General features: G+C 73.1%; 19 protein-coding genes and 1 pseudogene. 14 read left to right on the top strand and 6 right to left on the bottom strand.

Translation table 11 applies throughout. The annotated features are described in order from the left end of the window. Positions 1 to 241: 241 nt before the first annotated feature. The 7 genes from ACFW9Z_RS35355 to ACFW9Z_RS35325 all read left to right on the top strand — a co-directional run bounded on the left by ACFW9Z_RS35355 (position 242) and on the right by ACFW9Z_RS35325 (position 4382). On the top strand, positions 242 to 766 hold the full coding sequence (locus tag ACFW9Z_RS35355) for an Asp23/Gls24 family envelope stress response protein (protein ID WP_384647672.1): 525 nt from the start codon (positions 242 to 244) through the stop codon (positions 764 to 766). Positions 767 to 770: 4 nt separating this feature from the next. Next, positions 771 to 998 (top strand): hypothetical protein, encoded by a 228-nt coding sequence (locus ACFW9Z_RS35350; RefSeq protein WP_384647670.1) that lies wholly within the window; start codon positions 771 to 773, stop codon positions 996 to 998. Next, entirely contained in the window at positions 995 to 2059 is a 1065-nt protein-coding gene (locus ACFW9Z_RS35345; protein WP_384647668.1) for a DUF6286 domain-containing protein, read from the top strand. The genes ACFW9Z_RS35350 and ACFW9Z_RS35345 overlap by 4 nt, the downstream gene beginning before the upstream one ends. Positions 2060 to 2084: 25 nt before the next feature. Continuing rightward, entirely contained in the window at positions 2085 to 2678 is a 594-nt protein-coding gene (locus ACFW9Z_RS35340) for a hypothetical protein (RefSeq protein ID WP_384647665.1), read from the top strand. 300 nt (positions 2679 to 2978) lie between these two features. After that, complete coding sequence (locus tag ACFW9Z_RS35335) at positions 2979 to 3494, top strand: SRPBCC family protein (RefSeq protein WP_384647663.1); 516 nt, start codon at positions 2979 to 2981, stop codon at positions 3492 to 3494. 112 nt (positions 3495 to 3606) lie between these two features. Then, positions 3607 to 4122 carry a hypothetical protein gene (locus ACFW9Z_RS35330; RefSeq protein ID WP_384647660.1) on the top strand — a complete coding sequence of 172 codons (516 nt, stop codon included), beginning with the start codon at positions 3607 to 3609 and terminating at the stop codon, positions 4120 to 4122. A gap of 32 nt (positions 4123 to 4154) precedes the next feature. Next, positions 4155 to 4382, top strand: coding sequence for a hypothetical protein (locus tag ACFW9Z_RS35325; protein ID WP_015606445.1), 228 nt, complete (start codon positions 4155 to 4157; stop codon positions 4380 to 4382). Between the two features lie 27 nt (positions 4383 to 4409). Here the strand turns inward: ACFW9Z_RS35325 and ACFW9Z_RS35320 are convergent, their stop codons facing one another. Further along, positions 4410 to 5489, bottom strand: a complete 1080-nt coding sequence (locus ACFW9Z_RS35320) for an enoyl-CoA hydratase/isomerase family protein (RefSeq protein WP_384647658.1) — start codon at positions 5487 to 5489, stop codon at positions 4410 to 4412. Between the two features lie 285 nt (positions 5490 to 5774). Here ACFW9Z_RS35320 and ACFW9Z_RS35315 point away from each other — a divergent pair, with 285 nt between their 5' ends. Then, complete coding sequence (locus tag ACFW9Z_RS35315) at positions 5775 to 7958, top strand: SpoIIE family protein phosphatase (protein WP_384647656.1); 2184 nt, start codon at positions 5775 to 5777, stop codon at positions 7956 to 7958. Positions 7959 to 8017: 59 nt separating this feature from the next. Here ACFW9Z_RS35315 and ACFW9Z_RS35310 read toward each other — a convergent pair whose 3' ends face one another. The 4 genes from ACFW9Z_RS35310 to ACFW9Z_RS35295 form a co-directional block, all read right to left on the bottom strand. After that, positions 8018 to 8677, bottom strand: coding sequence for an LAETG motif-containing sortase-dependent surface protein (locus tag ACFW9Z_RS35310; protein WP_384647654.1), 660 nt, complete (start codon positions 8675 to 8677; stop codon positions 8018 to 8020). 227 nt (positions 8678 to 8904) lie between these two features. After that, positions 8905 to 9393 (bottom strand): GNAT family N-acetyltransferase, encoded by a 489-nt coding sequence (locus ACFW9Z_RS35305; RefSeq protein ID WP_384647652.1) that lies wholly within the window; start codon positions 9391 to 9393, stop codon positions 8905 to 8907. A gap of 40 nt (positions 9394 to 9433) precedes the next feature. Continuing rightward, complete coding sequence (locus tag ACFW9Z_RS35300) at positions 9434 to 10525, bottom strand: DUF6397 family protein (protein ID WP_384647650.1); 1092 nt, start codon at positions 10523 to 10525, stop codon at positions 9434 to 9436. Between the two features lie 110 nt (positions 10526 to 10635). Beyond that, positions 10636 to 11049: a roadblock/LC7 domain-containing protein gene (locus ACFW9Z_RS35295; protein WP_384647647.1), complete on the bottom strand. Its 414-nt coding sequence runs from the start codon at positions 11047 to 11049 to the stop codon at positions 10636 to 10638. 140 nt (positions 11050 to 11189) lie between these two features. Between ACFW9Z_RS35295 and ACFW9Z_RS35290 the strand changes: the two genes are divergently transcribed. Continuing rightward, the gene (locus ACFW9Z_RS35290) at positions 11190 to 11618 is read left to right on the top strand and encodes a PPOX class F420-dependent oxidoreductase (protein ID WP_384647644.1); all 429 of its coding nucleotides are present in this window, start codon (positions 11190 to 11192) and stop codon (positions 11616 to 11618) included. Positions 11619 to 11652: 34 nt separating this feature from the next. Here ACFW9Z_RS35290 and ACFW9Z_RS35285 read toward each other — a convergent pair whose 3' ends face one another. Next, entirely contained in the window at positions 11653 to 12282 is a 630-nt protein-coding gene (locus tag ACFW9Z_RS35285; protein WP_384647642.1) for an ATP/GTP-binding protein, read from the bottom strand. Between the two features lie 348 nt (positions 12283 to 12630). Here ACFW9Z_RS35285 and ACFW9Z_RS35280 point away from each other — a divergent pair, with 348 nt between their 5' ends. The 5 genes and pseudogenes from ACFW9Z_RS35280 to ACFW9Z_RS35260 all read left to right on the top strand — a co-directional run. Further along, on the top strand, positions 12631 to 12996 hold the full coding sequence (locus tag ACFW9Z_RS35280) for an ArsR/SmtB family transcription factor (RefSeq protein ID WP_384647639.1): 366 nt from the start codon (positions 12631 to 12633) through the stop codon (positions 12994 to 12996). Next, entirely contained in the window at positions 12980 to 15745 is a 2766-nt protein-coding gene (gene mgtA, locus ACFW9Z_RS35275; protein WP_384647636.1) for a magnesium-translocating P-type ATPase, read from the top strand. Before ACFW9Z_RS35280 ends, mgtA begins: the two co-directional genes overlap by 17 nt. Positions 15746 to 15848: 103 nt before the next feature. Continuing rightward, positions 15849 to 16013, top strand: coding sequence for a Sec-independent protein translocase subunit TatA (tatA, locus tag ACFW9Z_RS35270; RefSeq protein WP_384647634.1), 165 nt, complete (start codon positions 15849 to 15851; stop codon positions 16011 to 16013). Positions 16014 to 16214: 201 nt separating this feature from the next. After that, positions 16215 to 16790: a TerD family protein gene (locus ACFW9Z_RS35265; protein WP_384647632.1), complete on the top strand. Its 576-nt coding sequence runs from the start codon at positions 16215 to 16217 to the stop codon at positions 16788 to 16790. A 187-nt stretch (positions 16791 to 16977) separates the two neighbouring features. Continuing rightward, positions 16978 to 17190, top strand: a pseudogene (locus tag ACFW9Z_RS35260) (SAM-dependent methyltransferase); the annotation flags it as partial. Positions 17191 to 17326 lie beyond the last annotated feature (136 nt).

Raw genomic sequence — 17326 nt, 5'->3', positions numbered from 1 at the left:
CCCGTCGCCGGGCACGGACCAGCCCCTCCCTCAGTAGGTTCCACGGCACCTTCTCGGTCCTGTCGGTTCTCTCCGTTGGACACACGGCGCGCCGGAACGTCACGCACCGGTTGCCCCGAAGTGCGGCTCCCGAAAGAAGGGATCGGCGGAAAGTTTCCGGGAACCCGCGTGACGAATCGGCGGACAGCGTGTCCAACGAGATGTCAGTCGATACGACCCGAGCGATGTGCGAGGAGTTTTCATGACCACCACCCAGACAGCCGCAGCCGTTCCCGCCGCGGGCACGGGGCCGGGCACGGGCGGACAGAAGCAGAGCGGCGGCATCGGCGGTACGACGACTGTGGGGAGCGGAGCCACCGGCGTGTCGGAGCCCGCGGCGACCCGGGGCCGTACGTCGATCGCCGACACCGTCGTCGTGAAGATCGCGGGGATGGCCGCCCGGGAGATTCCGGGCGTCCACGACATGGGCGGTGGGCTCTCCCGCACGATCGGCGCGGTGCGCGACCGTGTACCGGGCGGTCGGCCGAACGTCGGACGGGGCGTCAAGGTCGAGGTGGGCGAGCGGCAGACGGCCATCGACCTGGACCTCGTCGTCGAGTACGGCGTCGCGATCACCGATGTGGCGCGCGACGTACGGGAGAACGTGATCGCGGCGGTGGAGCGGACCACGGGCCTGGAGGTCGTCGAGGTCAACGTGACCGTCAACGATGTGCACCTGCCGGAGGACGACGTCGAGGACGCCCCCGCCGAGACCCGCGTGGCGTGACGGCGTGACGCGGAGGGTGGATGGCCCCGGCCCGGTGGACGGTGTGCCGGGCCGGGGCGCGCTCGGGGCGGCAGCGGGCATGGCGCTGGGGTTCGCGGGCTGGTTCGGAGGGTTCGGCGCCTTCCTCGTGGTCGGCGCGCTCGGTGCGCTGGGCTGGTTCGCGGGTCATCTCGTGGACCGGGGCACCGGAGTGCGGGAGTTCCTGGACGCACTGGCGGGGAGGCGGCAGTGACGGTGCCTGCCGGGGAGCGCGGCGCGACGACGGTGGCCCCGCGCGCGGTCCGGCGGATCGCCGAGCGGGCCGCCGCCGAGGCGCTGCCCGACGGCGGGGCGGTGCTCCGGGGTTCGGCCGCCGTGCGCGGGGCCTCGGCGAGCATCGCCGTCGGGGTGCGGCTGCCCTATCCGGTGCGGGCCGATGAGGCCGCGCTGCGGATCCGGGAGCGGGCGGAGAGCCGGACGGCGGCCCTGACGGGGCTGTCCGTACCGCGCGCCGAGGTCCGCGTGGACGCGCTGTCGGCCGGTGCTCCGCCGACGGGGCCGGAGGCCGTGGAAGCGGACCCCCGCTCGGACAGCGGCAAGGACCTCCCCGGCTCCCGGATCAGGGCGCGTCGCCGCGTTCCGGCGGCGGTCCTGGCGGCCGTCGGAGCCGTGGCGTGCGGGCTGCTGCTGGTGGATGTGGTCGCGGTCCGGTTCGGGGGAGCCCCCGCCGGGTGGCGCACGGCGGTGCTCGACTGGGCGTCGGGGCACGGTCCGGCGGACAGTGCGGTACGGATCGGCGGGGCGGTCGCGGCCCTGGCGGGCGCGTGGCTGCTGGGCTGCGCGCTCCTGCCGGGGCTGCGGCGACGGCTGCGGATGGCGGCGCCCGCCCCGGAGGTACGGGCCGCTCTCGACCGTACGGCGGCGGCCCGCCTCCTGCGGGAGCGGGCCCTGGGCGTCCCCGGGGTGGTCCGCGTGCGGGTGAGCGTGCGGCACCGGCGGGCGAGGGTGCGGGCCGGTGTGGGGTACGGAGACCTGGAGGAGGTACGCGCCGAGGCTGTCCGGGTGCTCGGCGCGGGCCTGCTGGATCTGGGCCTGGCCCGTACGCCCGCTCTGCGGGTCCGGGTACGGCGCGAGCCGGACCTGCCGACCGGGGAGTCACGGGAACGGTCACTGGACGCGACCGTGTCCGGGCTTCGGCACGGCGGTACGGAGGGCGGGCCTCAGGACCGGGCTCTGGACGCGCCGCACGAAGGTCGGCGGGGCGGCCCCGGGGAGGCGCCTGCGAAGGGGCCTCAGGACGGAGAAGAAGCGTGAACGGCGGCGCGAGGGCAGGGGAAGCATGTCGGTGATCGGGCGTGGTGCGGTGAACCGGGTGCTGCTCGGGGCGGTCGGCCTCGCCCTGCTGGGCGGCGGGACTCTGCTGGCCGCCGGGGACGGTTCGGGGCTGGGCCGGGTGGGGCGTGAGCTGCCGGGCTGGTGGTCGGGGCGCGCGGCAGAAGGGGTGCTGCTGGACCGTGGCGGACTGGCCCGGCTGCGCGAGAACGGCTGGTGGACGCCTGCCGTGATCGTGGCGCTCACCCTCGTACTGGCGCTGTCGGTCCGGTGGTTCGCCGCTCAGGTGTCGACGGGCGGCCCCCGGTGGGTCGGTCTGCGGGGCGCCGGTCTCACGCTGCGGCGGCGGGCGTGGGAGCGGGCGATGACCGCGCAGGCGGCCTCGGTCGACGGGGTGGCGCGCGCCCGGGTACGCCTGGCGGGCCGTCCCCTGCGGGCTTCGGTGACGCTGGTCGTCGAGCCCGGGGCCCGGCCCGTGGAGGTGGTGCGCCGGGTCGCCGCCGGGGTCGTCGCGGATGCGCGCCGTTGCGCGGGCGTACGCGGTCTGCCGACCGATGTACGGGTACGGGTGGCGAACCGGCGGGAGCGGCGGACCCGGTGACTGTGGTGCGGGTGGGGGTGCGGCGGGGCGCTGGTGCGGGGCGCCGGGGCGTGGGGGCTGATTGCCATGGTGCGGGCGCTGATGCTGATTGCCGTCGGGCAGGGCCTGGGCGCCGTCGTGCGAGCGCTGGTCGCCGGTGGTGCCGGTGCTGATGCTGGTCCGTGGTGTTGGCGGGCCGGGGCGCTCCCGGCCTCCACAGGTTTACTACTCGCGAGTAAGGTGTGGGCCCGGGATGTCGGCGCCACGGTCCGTCCGGTCCCGGTTGCGGCCCGACGACGACCGTGGACAAGGAGTTGCGCCATGCCCCGCACCATGTCCGTGGCGGACAGCGTCGTCATCGACGCCTCTCCGGCCCGGGTGTACGAACAGCTCAGCGACCCCACCGCGATGGGCAGGTGGAGCCCGGAGAACCGGGGGGCGACCGTCCGGGGAGAGCGGCGCGGCGCCTACGTCGGCATGGTCTTCGACGGCCGGAACAGACGCGGCGCAGTGAGCTGGACGACCCGCTGCACCGTGACGGCGGCCGATCCCGGTGAGTGCTTCGCCTTCCGGGTCCACGCCATCGGGGTCCGGCGGCCGCGGCTTCCCGGGCCGATCGCCACCTGGGAGTACCGCTTCGAGGCGGTGGACGGCGGGACCCGGGTCACCGAGACCTGGACCGACGACCGGCGTTCCTGGCCCGACTTCCTGGCCAACGGCTTCGATCGCGTCGCGACGGGCGGGAAGACCTTCGCCCAGTTCCAGCGGGGCAACATCCGGACCACCCTCAAGCGCCTCAAGGCCGCGGTGGAGGAGGACTCCCGGGGAGCGGCCTGAGCCGTGCGGGCCCCGCAGCTCCCGCCCCGCACCTCCCGGTCGGCCGCCGGGCGGTGTCACTCCCCCGGTGCACACTGGGGCTCGTACGCGTGGTCCGAGCGCAGGGGGACGGATGGGCAGTGAGGAGAGCGCCGGGTTCGAGCCCGCGACCGGGGACGGGCCGCCGTCCGTCGGGAGTGCCGAGGTGCGCGCCGCTTCGGTGCGGACCGCCTTCGAGGGGCTGTTGCAGATCCGCCGCCTGACCGGCGGCGGGCAGGCCGTGCCGGCCCCGTGGGAGCTTCACCGGCCGGTGCGGGCCGTGGCGTTGGCCCTGGAGAGCTCCGGGGTCACTCCGTCCGCGGTCGATGCGTCGGGTCACCGGGTCTCGGCCGGGTACCGGGTGCGGACGGGCGAGCCTGCGGGGTCGGTACGGGTCGACTGGGCCGGACCGCCCGGCAGCGGCGCCGCCCACCACGAGGAGGAGGCGCTGGCCGAGTGCGCCGAGGTGCTGCGTCGGCTCGGGTGGACCGTGCTGCTCTACCGGGGTCCGCGCAGGCGGCGGTATCTGGAGGTTGAGCCACCGGCGGGAGTCACCGGGGTGCGTCAGCCCGCTCGGAGGGGCGTTGTCAGACCCATGGGGGATGCTTGACGGTCCGACACCTCTGACCAGGAGACGCTGAGATGGACAAAGACGAGCTCGCCGCGGCGCAGGCGTATGTCCGCCTGCTGGAGGCCACCCGGGCCGCGCTCTCGGACCCGGAAGACGCACCCCTGTACCTGCCGTTGCTCACCTCGCCGATGCGGGAGGCCGACCGGGCCCTGCGCGGGGCGGGGCTGACGGGGAACGAGGACCGGCTGTTCGCCCTGGTACGGGAGTTGCAGCCGAGCCTGTCCGGCAGCGACAGGTAGCAGGGGAGCGGCCGTTGGGGCTCGGTCTCAACTCGTCCCGGCGGCGCCGGGGGCGAGACCGAGCTCCTGCCCGCCCGGTCCGAGGGGGTCGAAGAAGCGGGCGATTGCGCTGTCGTCGACCTCGGCGAGGGTGGCCGGTCTCCACTGCGGGCTGCCGTCCTTGTCGATGATCCGGGCGCGTACGCCCTCCACGAAGTCGGGCTGCTCACGTACCCGGCCGGAGACGCGGAACTCCTGGTCCAGGACGGCTTCCAGGCTGCCGAGGCGGGCGGCCCGGCGTACGGCGGCGAGCGTGACCTTGAGTGCCAGGGGCGACCGGCCCGAGAGCTCCGCCGCCGCGTCCGCCGCCTCGGGGACGGCGCTGTCGTGGAGCCGTCGGACGATCTCCTCGACGGTGTCCGCCGCGTAGCAGGCGTCGATCCAGTCGCGCTGCGCGGTGAGCTCACCGGCGGGCGGTTCCCCGGCGAAGCCCCGTACCGCTTGCGCCACCTCGTCGGCGTTCGTCGCCCCGGCCACGGCTTCGGTGAGCTCCGGCAGGCGCCGCGTGGGTACGTAGTGGTCGGCGAGGCCGCACAGGAGGGCGTCGGCCGTCCCGGCGGAACGGCCGGTGAGAGCCAGGTGGGTGCCCAGCTCGCCGGGGGCGGCGGCCAGCAGGTGGGTGCCGCCGACATCGGGGACGAAGCCGATGCCGGTCTCGGGCATCGCCACCCGGGAGCGTTCCGTCACGATCCGGAGGGAGCCGTGGGCCGAGACCCCGACTCCCCCGCCCATCACGATGCCGTCCATGAGGGCGACGTACGGCTTGGGGAACCGGGCGATGCGGGCGTTGAGGCGGTACTCGTCGCGCCAGAACCCCAGCGACGCACGCCCTCCGGCACGGGTGTCGTCGTGCAGGGCCCTGATGTCGCCGCCCGCGCACAGGCCCCGGTCGCCTGCCCCGGCCAGCACCACCGAGGTGACCGTCCGGTCCTGCTCGGCGTCGGCGAGCGCCTCGTCGAGGAGCCGCACCATGGTGTGGGTGAGGGCGTTGATGGCTCGGGGCCGGTTCAGGGTGATGTGCAGGGAGCTGCCCCGGGCCTCCAGGAGGACGGGCCGGTCGTCGGTCATGTGTGCGCTCCGCTCGCTGGGCTGGGTGGTGGCCTGGGGCAGGGTGCCGGCCCTGGGGCTGCCATTCTGCGGCTCTCCGGTCCTGCTCCGGGCACGGGGCCGCGGGGCGGTCCGGGAGGTTACGTGTGAGGGGCCCGGGGCGGGGGTTGCGGCTGGGGTCGCGGCGTACGGTCGGAGGGCCGAACCGGTGGTGAGCCGCTGTGGCACTCCGGTGGCAGCGGCTCGACAATTGAGGCCTACGGGGCGCGTCGCCGCGCACCCCGCCGGACGACCTCCGGAGCATGCATGACCGACCACGAACAGCGGCAGGACGCCGAAGCCGCTCCGCTCCGCCGGACCGACGGGAAGACCAACGGTGAGATCGGGCCGGCGGAGCGCCTCGCCATGAACCGGACCGGCAGCTTCGACTGGGACCTGGACACCCGGACCCTGGACATCGACGACGCGGGGCTCGCGGTCTTCGGAGTGGACCCGGCGACGTTCGACGCGCGTCCCGGCGCGCTGGTGGAGCGGCTGGAGCCGGCGGAGCGGGCCCGGCTCGACGTCACGATCGACGAGGCCATCACCGGCGGCAGCAATTCCTACAACGCCCACTTCCGGGTTCCGCTGGACGACGGGACGAGCCAGTGGACCCATGTCCAGGCCCGCATCCTGCGCTCGAAGGACGGAAAGGCCCACCGGATCGTGGGGGTCGTCCGCGACGCGACGGCGGAAGTCACCCATTCGGCCTTCGTGCTGGATCTGGAAAAGCGCCGGCAGCGTCAGACCAGCATCGTCGAGCGCACCACGAGCGCGATGTCGCGCGCGGTGACCGTGGACGATGTGACGGCGGCGCTCACCGGTCCGGGCGGGCTGGCCAGACTGGGGGCGGACGGGCTGGTCCTGGGGCTGGTGGAGAACTCCGGGCTGAACATCGTGGCGCTGAGCGGTGAGTCGCTGGAGGCGCTCGACGGGCTCGGCTCCGGAGATCTGGAGCGCAACCTTCCGCTGGCGGACACCATCCGCAGCGGGCGGCCACGGTTCATCACCTCCCTGGCGGCGCTGGCGCGGCGGTATCCGGTGCTGGAGCCGCATGTGGGGAAGCTGAGGTTCCGGGCCGCGGCCTATCTGCCGCTGGTGGCCCAGGCCCGGTCGCTCGGCGGGCTCGCCCTCTTCTACCGGGAGCGCACGGTCTTCAACGCCGACGAGCGGATCCTGTGCCTGGGCCTCGCGGCCATCGTGGCCCAGTCCCTCCAGCGGGCGATGCTCTTCGACGAGGAGCGGGAGTTCGCCACCCAGCTCCAGTCCGCGATGCTCCCGTCCCGCATACAGGACATCGAGGGCGGCGAGATCGCGGTGCGCTACCACGCGGCGTGGAGCGGGCGGCAGGTCGGCGGCGACTGGTACGACGTGATCTCGCTGCCCAAGAACCGTTACGGGCTCGTCGTCGGGGACGTCCAGGGGCACGACACCCATGCCGCCGCGATCATGGGCCAGTTGCGCATCGCCCTGCGTGCGTACGCCGCCGAGGGGCATCCTCCGGCGACGGTGCTGGCGCGGGCCTCCCGCTTCCTCTCCGAACTGGACACCGACCGCTTCGCCACCTGCACCTACGCACAGGTCGACCTGGCGACGGGCGCGGCCCGGGTGGTCCGCGCCGGGCATCTGGGGCCACTGATCCGGCACACCGACGGGCGGGTCGGCAGTCCGCAGGTGCGCGGCGGGCTGCCGCTGGGGATCTCCACGGAGTTCAAGGACGAGGAGTATCCGGAGACCCGGCTCGACCTGGTGCCCGGGGAGACGTTCGTCCTGTACACGGACGGCCTGGTGGAGGAGCCGGGAGCCGATCTGGACACGGGGGTGGAGGCGCTGCGGAACGAGGTGAGCGCCGGGCCCGCGGGGGCGGAGGCGCTGGCCGACCATCTCTCGGACCGGCTCTGGGAGCGGTGGGGGTCGGGGGACGACGTGGCGCTCCTGGTGCTGCGGCGCAGCCCCGACGTGGGGTCCTCGCACGCGCCACGGCTGCACCAGTACATCCATCAGGCGGACCCGGAGGGGCTTTCGGACGCCCGGGCGATCGTGCGACAGGCGCTTGCCGACTGGGACATGGCCGAGTTCGCCGACGATGCCGAACTGGTCACGGGCGAGCTGCTGGTGAACGTGCTGCTGCACACCGAGGGCGGGGCGGTCCTGACGCTGGAGGTGCTGCCCGAGCCGGTGCGGCGGATCCGGCTCTCGGTCCAGGACCGGTCGAGCGCCTGGCCCCGGCGGCGTACCCCGGGCGAGACCTCGACATCGGGCCGGGGGCTGCTCCTGCTCGACGCGGTGGCCACCCGGTGGGGCATCGAACCCCGTGGTGAGGGCAAGGCCGTCTGGTGCGAGATCGGCCCCACTCCCCCGCCCGCCGGCACCGCGCCTCCGACGGCCGCCGGCACCGTGGCTCCCCCATCGGCCGCCGGGGCGCAGGACCCGTCGGCCGGGCAGCGATGAGGGGCGTGCCGCATCACCGTCAGCGGTACGGCACGCCCCCGACCTTCAGGTGACCGGGGTCAGTTCTCGGTGGTACGCCGCTTGCGGACGGCCCACAGGATGCCGCCGCCGGCCAGCAGAACCGCGAGGGCGGCGGCGCCTATGACGGGGGTGGCGGACGACGAGCCGGTCTCGGCCAGGTCCGGTGTGGTGGGGCTCGGGGCGGGTACCGCGGGGGCGGACTCCGACGGCTCGCCGCTGGGGGTGTCGCTCGGCTCGGGTGTCGGCGTGCCCGGGGTCTGCGACGGCGTCGACTCGGCCGGGGTCGACTCGGTGGCGGTCGGGGTCGGGGTCGGCGACTGCGAGGGAGTCTCCTCCTTCTCGCACGCCTCGGCCGTCTTCGTCTCGTCGATCGAGTGCTTGCCGCCTTCACCGGCGTCCTTGACGACCAGTCGGACGGTCACCGGCACGGAGTGCTCGGGAAGCGTCAGCTTCTCGTGGAACTCACGGTCGAACGTCTTGGTGGGCAGCAGGTCCTCGCCGTCCACGGAGACGGTCACCGTGTTGGGGACTCCACTCGTGTAGTCCTTGAGGTCGACCGTCACCTCGGAGCAGGTCACAGCCCACGTGGGAGTGTGAGCCGCGGCCGGACCGGCGGAGATGACGCCTCCGGTCAGACCGACGGCCGCAGCGGCCACAAGTGCTCCCGCACCACGCCACGACCTCCTGGAAATGATCATGGATACTTCCTCCAGCTGAATCTCATCGCCCGAATGGCGGTGGGGCGCACAGTACTGGCATCGCCCCGGGAGAGCGCAGTCGCCCCGGGCGGCACCCCGCGAACCAACCCGGCCCATACCTCCGCCACTTCACACAAGACGGACAGCCGGTTCGCGCCACTCTTGGGACGGTGGCCCGCGAGGCAGAGCCGGGGGCCGTGCGCGGGTGCGGCGCCGTACGAAGGGCCTCAGAGGGCCTTGTGCATGATGTGCAGCCCCACATAGCCCTCGGTCGGGTGGTCGAAGCCCTCGGGGAGGGTCCCGATCACCTCGAAGCCGATGGACTCGTACAGCTTGACCGCGCGGGTGTTCGTTTCGACCACCGCGTTGAACTGCATCGCCCGGAAACCCGATGTGCGGGCCCACTCGACCGAGTACTCGCACAGGGCGCGCCCCACGCCCTTGCCCGAGTGGGCGGGGTCGACCATGTACGTGGCGCTGGCCACGTGCGAGCCGTTGCCCATGTGGTTCCGGTTCATCTTCGCCGTGCCGAGGACCGTTCCCCCGTCGTCGACGGCGACGACCACACGGTTCGGCGCGGCGACGTACCACCATCCCCGCGCGTCGTCCTTCGCGAGGTCGACCGGGTAGGTGAGGGTCTCGCCCGCGGCGACGATGGTGTGGAAGAACGGCCAGATGGCTGCCCAGTCCTCGGTGGTGGCTTCCCTGATCAACATGCGGACATGATGCCCGACTCGGACATCCGTCCGCGAGCGGCTATCCGTCGCCTCGCCGACGCCGTCGCAGCCGGGCCAGCAGCCCCTTTCCGCCCGCCTCCCGTACGCCGGAGGACGCCTCCCCGGCAGGGGGCGGCGGGGTCGGCGGGGTCGGCGGCGCCTCGACGGCGGGTGCGGGCAGCGGTGGGGCCGCGCGTGGGGTGAGGGCCGGGGCGGGTGTCCCACCGGCTCCGGGGTCGTCGCCCGGGTGCGGTGCGGGCCGGTCCTCACGGGCGTGGTCCAGCTCCATGGTGAGGTTGATGCGCCGCCACAGGATCTCGTCGGGATCGTCCGCCAGCATCAGCTCCCCCAGGGTCTCCCTGGCCGCCACGGAGCCCGGCCGCCCGAAGACGGGCTCCGGCCGCACCCGTACGAGATAGGCCCGTTCGTAAGGGTCCTCCACCACTTCGGCCAGATGCGCGGAGTCCAGTGCCGAGGCCTCCACCGCCGCGCGGGCCCAGGGGTCCCGGGTTCGGTTCAGCAGCCGGTGGATCCGCTGGGAGCGCCAGTTCCGCGCCCTGCGGTCGCCGCCCGCCTCCAGCATCGTGCGCATATCAAGAGGTGTCCGGCCGGCGAGCAGATCGGGCTCCTGCACCGCGAACGCGGCCAGTTCGTCCGCGAGATAGAGCCAGACGACCGCGCGGTACCGGTTCAGGTAGAACGTGACCGGTGAGAAGCAGCCCGCCCTGGCCAGCCGGGTGAAGCGTGCGGGAACGATGCCGAGCAGCTCCGCGCCGTCCGCCGTACCGACCGTGCGCACACGCTCGGCCAGGCCGTCGGGAAATCCCGGCTGTTCGCGCAGGCGGGCGATCTCCCGCTCGTGCACCCGTGGCCGCCCGGCGCCGGGTCCGGCGGCCACGGCGATCAGCCCGAGATGCACCGCGAGCTCGAACTCGCCGCGCCGCAGACCCAGTTCCTGTGCCGCGCGGCCGACGGCCACGGTGGCCGCCGGACTGCCGGGCTCCGCGCGCACGCTCCCGTCCCGGCTGCCCCCGGTGCCCCTGTCCCCGGCGCCCCTGCCCTCGCGCGCGGCTCCCACATGGGCATCCCCGGCGTACGCGCGGATCGCTTCCTCGACCGACTCCACCGACATGATCATCCTCCCCGTGAACTCTCGAATACTCTCCGTGATCACGGTAGCCCGGCCGGGTCACTTCCGGGCGAGCCTGTGGATAACCTCTTCAAGCCGAGGAAAGACGCAGGTCAGAAAGGTCCCAGCTCCCCGGGGCCGCCCTGGCGGACGGATACGCCGAGGTGCTCGCCGACCCGGTTGACGAGCAGGGTCATCTCGTAGGCCACCTGGCCCACATCGGCTTCGGCCGCGGTCAGCACGGAGAGGCAGCTGCCGTCGCCCGCGGCGGTCACGAAGAGCAGAGCCTCGTCGAATTCGACCATGGTCTGACGGGCCCGGCCGGCCCGGAAGTGCCGCCCGGAGCCCCGGGCCAGGCTGTGCAGGCCGGACGAGACCGCGGCCAGATGTTCGGCGTCCTCGCGGGCCAGTCCGGTGCTGGCCCCGGTGACCAGGCCGTCGTTCGACAGCACCAGGGCGTGCCGTATGAACTGCACCCTGCTGGTGAGATCGTCCAGGAGCCAGTCGAGTCCCCGGTCAAGCGCCATGTGCTCGTCCTCCCCGTACCTTCGTTCCCCGTGCCCCGCTACGCGCGTAAGCCTTGCGCACCGCCTCCCTGCGGGCAAGCGCCCCCCGTGGCCCGGGGTGCCGCTTCGCGCCACCCCGGCATCGGCCCCAGGATGGACGCATGGCACACCACATGACCGATGAAGAATGGCGGGCCTTCCTCTCCGAGGGCACCCGCACCGCGAAGGTGTCGACCGTGCGGGCCGACGGCAGTCCGCACATCGCGCCCGTCTGGTTCCTCCTCGACGGCGACTCCCTGGTCTTCAACACCGGCAAAAAGAGTGTGAAAGGCCGCAATCTGGAGCGCGACGGACGGGTCTCCCTGTGTGTCGACGACGACCGGCCGCCGTATGCGTTCGCCGTGGTGCAGGGGCGTGCGGAGCTGAGCGAGGACCCCGAGGAGCTGCTGCGGTGGGCGACGCGGATCGCCGGGCGCTACGTCGGGCCGGAGGCCGCCGAGGAGTTCGGCCGGCGCAACGGCGTCGCCGGTGAACTGGTGGTGCGGGTGCGGATCGACAAGGTGATCGCCCTGGCCGACATGGCCGACTGAACGGCCGGTTCCGGTCGTGTACCGCCGTCGACGGTCAGCTGACGGAGGCGAGGAGCCGGGCGGTGTGCATGCGTCCGGCGTACTCGACCGTACGGATCAGGACGTCCTTCCCGGAGGCGCGGTCGCGGGCGTCGCAGAGCATGACGGGGGTGCCCCGGTCCAGGTCAAGGGCGTGGGACACATCGTGCGCCGCATAGGTGCGCGCCCCGGGGAAGCGGTTGACGGCGACGAGGAACGGTATACGGCGGCGCTCGAAGTAGTCGACGGCCGAGAAGCAGTCCTCAAGACGCCGTGTGTCGGCGAGGACCACCGCTGCCAGCGCGCCTTCGGACAGCTCGTCCCAGAGGAACCAGAACCGGTCCTGCCCCGGCGTGCCGAAGAGATACAGGGAGAGACCGGCGTGGATCGTAATACGGCCGAAATCCATCGCTACGGTCGAGACGGCCTTCCGCGCCGCTCCTTCCGTACCGTCCGGCCCCCGACCGGCCCCGCTCAGCGGTTCCTCGGTCCGCAGCGGCCGGATGTCGCTGACCGCGCCGACCAGAGTCGTCTTCCCCGCCCCGAAACCGCCCGCCACCAGGATCTTCAGGGCCATCGCGGTGTCGTCGTCCCCCAAGTGGGCGCTGTGGGTGCTGTGCGTGCTTTCGACGTGCTCGGAGGGCATCGACCACTTCTCCCGCGAGTGAGCCGCACGCCTGTGGCGGAGCTCGGTTCAGCCGTTCGGACATCGCTACGGGACAGCATGGCGACCGGCGGCCCGGACCGAGCGGGTTGATCGTTCTTGACCGATGCGGATCCGGCTCGCTCACTCCTGCCGCTTTCCGTACCTCTACCGCCCTCCTTATGGAACTACCGCCCTCCCTATGGAGCCATGTCGCCCGTACGGCTGCCGCGGGTGCCCAGGACGGCTCCGAGTAGGCCCGGCCCGGCCTCTACACTGGTTTCTTTCGGCCGCGGCGACGGATGGCGGCGGCAGGTCCGCGCGGGCGGCCCACGGATGGGAGAGACAAGAGTGTCGACAGGTACCGGCGGCGGCTTCCAGGATCCGCCCGCCGAGGTGCTGGCCGAGGCCGCCGCCGCGTTCGGGCTCCTGGCGACACCCGCGAGGCTGCACATCGTGTGGGCGCTGGCACAGGGCGAGAGCGATGTGACGGGCCTGGCCGAGCGGGTGGGTGGCACGCTGCCGTCGGTCAGCCAGCATCTGACGAAGCTCAAGCTGGCAGGGCTCGTGCGCTCGCGCCGGGAAGGCCGTCGTCAGGTCTATCTGGTCGACGACCCCGATGTGGTGACGGTCGTCCGGCTCATGGTCGGCCAGCTCTCCGAGCGTGCCGGGCACCCGCCCCAGCACCTCGCCCGCCTGCGTGAACTCGGTGCCTGAGGGCAGCGCAGCCGCGGGACCCGGCCGTACCGCCCCCGGCACATCGGCCTCCGTGACACCGTTCCCGGCTGCCTCGGCGACCACCGGCGCCCAGGCCCCCTCCCCCGGCACCGGGCCGGTCTCCCCTCAGGTGAAGACCTCCCTGCAGATACTGCGCTCGCTGGACAGCGGCCCCCGCGGGCTGGTGGAGGCGCGGGCCGAGGAGCGGCTCGTCCGGTTCGGCGAGAACGTGCTGCCCGCCTGGCGGCCGGTTCCCTGGCCCCGGCGGTTCATCCGCAGTCTCCGGGACCCGTTCACCTCCGTACTCCTCTGTCTGGGGCTGGTCTCCGCCGCCGTCTCCGCCTGGGGCACGGCCTGCGTGATCCTGGCCCTGGTCGCGGTCAGCTGCCTGCTGCGCTCGACCGAGGAACACCGGGCCGACCGTTCGACGGCGGCGCTCAAGGAGCTGGTGGCGACCACGGCGACCGTGGTGCGCCGCTCCTCGGCCGATGCCCCACCCCGGGAGCGGGAAGTGCCGGTGGCCGATCTGGTGCCGGGCGATGTGATCCGGCTCGGCCCGGGCGATCTCGTACCGGCGGATGTGCAGGTGCTGCGCGCCGGAGGGCTCACGGTGCATCAGTCGGCCCTGACCGGGGAGTCCGCGCCGGTCGCCAAGCATCCGCTCGACGCCCCCGACCCCGCGCTCGCCCGGGCCGGGCCCTTCGCGCAGCCGCAGCTGTGCTTCCAGGGCAGCAGTGTGACCTCCGGCAGCGGTACGGCGGTGATCGTGGCCACGGGAGGGCGCACCCGGTTCGCCGCCGCGCACGACGGCCGGGCCCGGCAGCGGGGCGCCAGCGCCTTCGACCGTTCGGTGCAGGGGATCTCCTGGACGCTGATCCGGTTCATGCTGCTGACCCCGCCGCTGGTACTGATGGCCAACGCGGCGCTGCGCGGCCGGGGCCTGGAGACGCTGCCGTTCGCCGTCGCCGTGGCGGTGGGGCTCACCCCCGAGATGCTGCCCGTCATCGTCACGACGGCGCTCGCGCGGGGCGCGGCCCGGCTCGCCCGTACCAGCGGAGTCATCGTCAAGCGGCTGCCCGCCCTGCACGACCTGGGCGCCGTCGATGTGCTGTGCCTGGACAAGACGGGCACGCTGACCGAGGACCGGCCCGTCGTCGAGGAGGCGACCGACGGCTCGGACGCGCCCGATCCCGAGGTGCTGCGGTGGGCCGCGCTCAGTGCGCTGTGGACCCTCCAGCTGGCCGAGCTGCCCGCGCCGGACGCCCTCGACGAAGCGGTGCTGGACGCCGCGGAGGAAGCGGAGGGCGGGGAGCCCGCCCCCGCGTACGAGGGGGTGGCGGCGCTGCCCTTCGATCCGGTGCGCCGGGTCGCGACCGCCGTGGTCCGGCGGCCCGGCCGGTTCGGCGTGCACACCCTGGTCACCAAGGGGGCCGTGGAGGCGGTGCTCGAACGGTGCGCGATGGACGGGGACGAGCGGGAGCGGCTGCTCGCCCTCGCCGACCGGAAGGCGGAGTCGGGGCTGCGGCTGCTGGCCGTGGCGCGGGCCGACCGGCCCGCGCGGGCCGGGGCGTACACCCCTGCGGACGAGCGCGGGCTGACCTTCGTGGGCCTGGTGGCCCTGCGGGACGTCCCCGCGCCGAGCGCCGCCGACGCGCTCGGCGTCCTGGCCCGGCGGGGCATCGCCGTCAAGGTCCTGACCGGCGACCACCCGGGCACGGCGGCCCGCGCGTGCGAAGAGCTGGGGCTGCGCGCGGGCACGGCGGGCGGGTACGGCGACGTGGTGACCGCGGAGCTGGTGGACACCCTGTCGGACGCGGAGCTGGCGAAGGTCGCGGACCGCGCGACCGTGTTCGCGCGCTGCACCCCCGAGCACAAGGCCCGGATCGTCTCGGCGCTGCGGGCCGCCGGGCACACGACCGGCTTCCTCGGCGACGGCGTCAATGATCTGCCCGCCCTGCACGCCGCCGACGTCGGCATCTGTCCGCGCAACGCGGTCGACGTGGCGCGCGAGGCCGCCGACGTGGTGCTGGCCGAGAAGGACCTCACCGCGATCGACCGGGCGGTGCTGGCGGGCCGGCACAGCAGCGGGAACATCGCCACCTATCTCCGCATCACCCTCTCCTCCAACCTGGGCAACGTCATCGCGATGCTGACGGCCGGGCTGATGCTGCCCTTCCTCCCGATGCTCCCGGCACAGGTGCTGGTACAAAACCTCTGCTTCGACGCGGCGCAGCTCGCCTTCGCGTTCGACCGCCCGGCGGCAGCCGCGCTGCGCCGTCCCACCGTGCTGCGGTCACGCGACTTCCTGCGCTTCATCACCGGCTTCGGACTGCTCAACGCCGCCGCTGACCTCGCGACCTTCGGCGTGCTCGCCCTCGCCCTGCACAACGCGGCCGGAACGGACGGCGAGGCGGCGTTCCACGCCGGGTGGTTCACCGAGAACCTGCTGACCCAGGCGCTCGTGATGGTCCTGCTGCGGACCGGCCGCAGCGCCGCCGAGCGCCGGGCGGGCGGACCGCTGCGGGCGGCGGCGGCCGGGCTCGCGGTGGTCGGCGTCCTGCTCCCCCTCACCCCGCTGGGTCCGCTGCTCGGGATGAGCGCCCTGCCGCCTCTCTACTACCTGCTGCTCGGCTCGGTGCTGGGCCTGTACGCGGTGGGGCTCACGGCGGCACGGAGGCGATACGAGCGGCGCCATGGGGCCGGCATCGAGCTGGAGCGGGGTGTACGGGAGGCCGGTGCGGAGCGCTGAGGGGGTCCCCGTTCCGCCTCCACAGCACAGTTGTACAGTTGCGCAATGCGGCAACTGTTGTCGCGTATCCAGAGACGTGAACAGAGAGAAGGGCGGGACCAGAATGTTGCGCAATGGCCTGGAGCCCTGGCACCTGTTGATCCTGGCCATCGTGGTGGTCGTGCTCTTCGGCTCGAAGAAGCTGCCGGACACCGCCCGCGCCCTGGGGAAGTCGATGCGCATCCTCAAGAGCGAGGCGAAGGCCATGAAGGACGAAGAGGCCCGCTGAATCTCCCGGGCGACCGGTGCCCCGGACCGGACACCCGGCCGCCGTTCATTTCACGGCTTGCGCAATCCGGGAACCTTGCAGGCCGCGTGGTGCGTTCGTACCAGTAGCGGCCACATGTAGTGACAGCAACGCAGCACGGATCGCAGGATCAAGGGATCGACCGATCAGACGTGCGGACCGACGGAACACTGGAGGATATTCATGGGTGTGAGCCTGGCGAAGGGCGGCAACGTCTCCCTGTCGAAGGAGGCCCCCGGCCTGACGGCCGTGACGGTCGGTCTCGGCTGGGACGTACGGACCACGACCGGGGCCGATCACGACCTGGATGCCAGTGCGCTGCTGTGCTCCGAGGCGGGCAAGGTCCTCTCCGACGCCCACTTCGTCTTCTACAACAACCTCAACAGCCCCGACGGTTCCGTCCGCCACACCGGTGACAACCTGACGGGTGAGGGCGAAGGCGACGACGAGTCGGTGGAGGTCGACCTGGCCTCGGTGCCCGCCGAGATCGCGAAGATCGTGTTCCCCGTCTCGATCCATGACGCCCAGAGCCGGGGCCAGAGCTTCGGCCAGGTGCGCAACGCGTTCATCCGCGTCGTGAACCGGGCGAACGGTGTGGAGCTGGCCCGCTACGACCTGAGCGAGGACGCGTCCACCGAGACCGCGATGGTCTTCGGCGAGCTGTACCGGCACGGTGTGGAGTGGAAGTTCCGGGCCGTCGGCCAGGGATACGCCTCGGGGCTCGCCGGAATCGCGTCCGACTACGGCGTCAACGTCTGAGCGGGACGCCGCACCCTGGGTGCCCGGACCAACCCGTAAACGGGGTCGGCTGACGAGGGCTCCGAAGGTCCGGGCGGCCGGGCCTTCACCTCGTTCCGTCTGGTTCGGCCTCGATCCGCCTCGTTTCGCCTCGATCCGCTTTGTTCCTTGCGTTTCGTTCGGGCTTCGGCTGCGCGATCATGTCCGCATGGCCGATGACCGTACCCGTGTCCTGGACTTCTTCGCCCCGCGCGCGGTCGGCTGGGACAGCCGGTTCCCCGACGACGGCCCGGCCTACGCAGCCGCGGCCGGTCTGCTCGGGCTGCGGTCCGGGGACGCCGTCCTCGACGCGGGCTGCGGTACCGGCCACGCGCTCCCGGCGCTGCGCGCGGCCGTCGGCGCGGAGGGCGCGGTGCTAGGGGGTGTCCGCAATGTTGGTGGGGAGCCAGAGTCGTAGGCAGGCGAGGGTGACGAGGGCTTGGTAGTGGCGGGCTCGTTTGTCGTAGCGGGTGGGTGCGCCACGAGGCGCCACGGAATCGAGTGAGGTGAGAGACCTT

This window comes from Streptomyces sp. NPDC059452, from assembly GCF_042750035.1.
GTDB lineage: Bacteria > Actinomycetota > Actinomycetes > Streptomycetales > Streptomycetaceae > Streptomyces.
The sequence above is the reverse complement of the archived record's forward strand: the minus strand, read 5'-3'. Positions and strand labels throughout refer to the sequence as shown.

Excerpts from the sequence above, each read along its gene's own strand:
- ACFW9Z_RS35290 (WP_384647644.1), top strand. The coding sequence starts at position 11,190 with ATGGCACACCACATGACCGATGAAGAATGGCGGGCCTTCCTCTCCGAG.
- tatA (WP_384647634.1), top strand. The coding sequence starts at position 15,849 with ATGTTGCGCAATGGCCTGGAGCCCTGGCACCTGTTGATCCTGGCCATC.
- ACFW9Z_RS35265 (WP_384647632.1), top strand. The coding sequence starts at position 16,215 with ATGGGTGTGAGCCTGGCGAAGGGCGGCAACGTCTCCCTGTCGAAGGAG.
- ACFW9Z_RS35285 (WP_384647642.1), bottom strand. The coding sequence starts at position 12,282 with ATGCCCTCCGAGCACGTCGAAAGCACGCACAGCACCCACAGCGCCCAC.
- ACFW9Z_RS35330 (WP_384647660.1), top strand. The coding sequence starts at position 3,607 with ATGGGCAGTGAGGAGAGCGCCGGGTTCGAGCCCGCGACCGGGGACGGG.
- ACFW9Z_RS35315 (WP_384647656.1), top strand. The coding sequence starts at position 5,775 with ATGACCGACCACGAACAGCGGCAGGACGCCGAAGCCGCTCCGCTCCGC.
- ACFW9Z_RS35340 (WP_384647665.1), top strand. The coding sequence starts at position 2,085 with ATGTCGGTGATCGGGCGTGGTGCGGTGAACCGGGTGCTGCTCGGGGCG.
- ACFW9Z_RS35305 (WP_384647652.1), bottom strand. The coding sequence starts at position 9,393 with ATGTTGATCAGGGAAGCCACCACCGAGGACTGGGCAGCCATCTGGCCG.
- ACFW9Z_RS35355 (WP_384647672.1), top strand. The coding sequence starts at position 242 with ATGACCACCACCCAGACAGCCGCAGCCGTTCCCGCCGCGGGCACGGGG.
- ACFW9Z_RS35335 (WP_384647663.1), top strand. The coding sequence starts at position 2,979 with ATGCCCCGCACCATGTCCGTGGCGGACAGCGTCGTCATCGACGCCTCT.
- ACFW9Z_RS35320 (WP_384647658.1), bottom strand. The coding sequence starts at position 5,489 with ATGACCGACGACCGGCCCGTCCTCCTGGAGGCCCGGGGCAGCTCCCTG.
- ACFW9Z_RS35300 (WP_384647650.1), bottom strand. The coding sequence starts at position 10,525 with ATGTCGGTGGAGTCGGTCGAGGAAGCGATCCGCGCGTACGCCGGGGAT.
- ACFW9Z_RS35310 (WP_384647654.1), bottom strand. The coding sequence starts at position 8,677 with ATGATCATTTCCAGGAGGTCGTGGCGTGGTGCGGGAGCACTTGTGGCC.
- ACFW9Z_RS35295 (WP_384647647.1), bottom strand. The coding sequence starts at position 11,049 with ATGGCGCTTGACCGGGGACTCGACTGGCTCCTGGACGATCTCACCAGC.
- ACFW9Z_RS35325 (WP_015606445.1), top strand. The coding sequence starts at position 4,155 with ATGGACAAAGACGAGCTCGCCGCGGCGCAGGCGTATGTCCGCCTGCTG.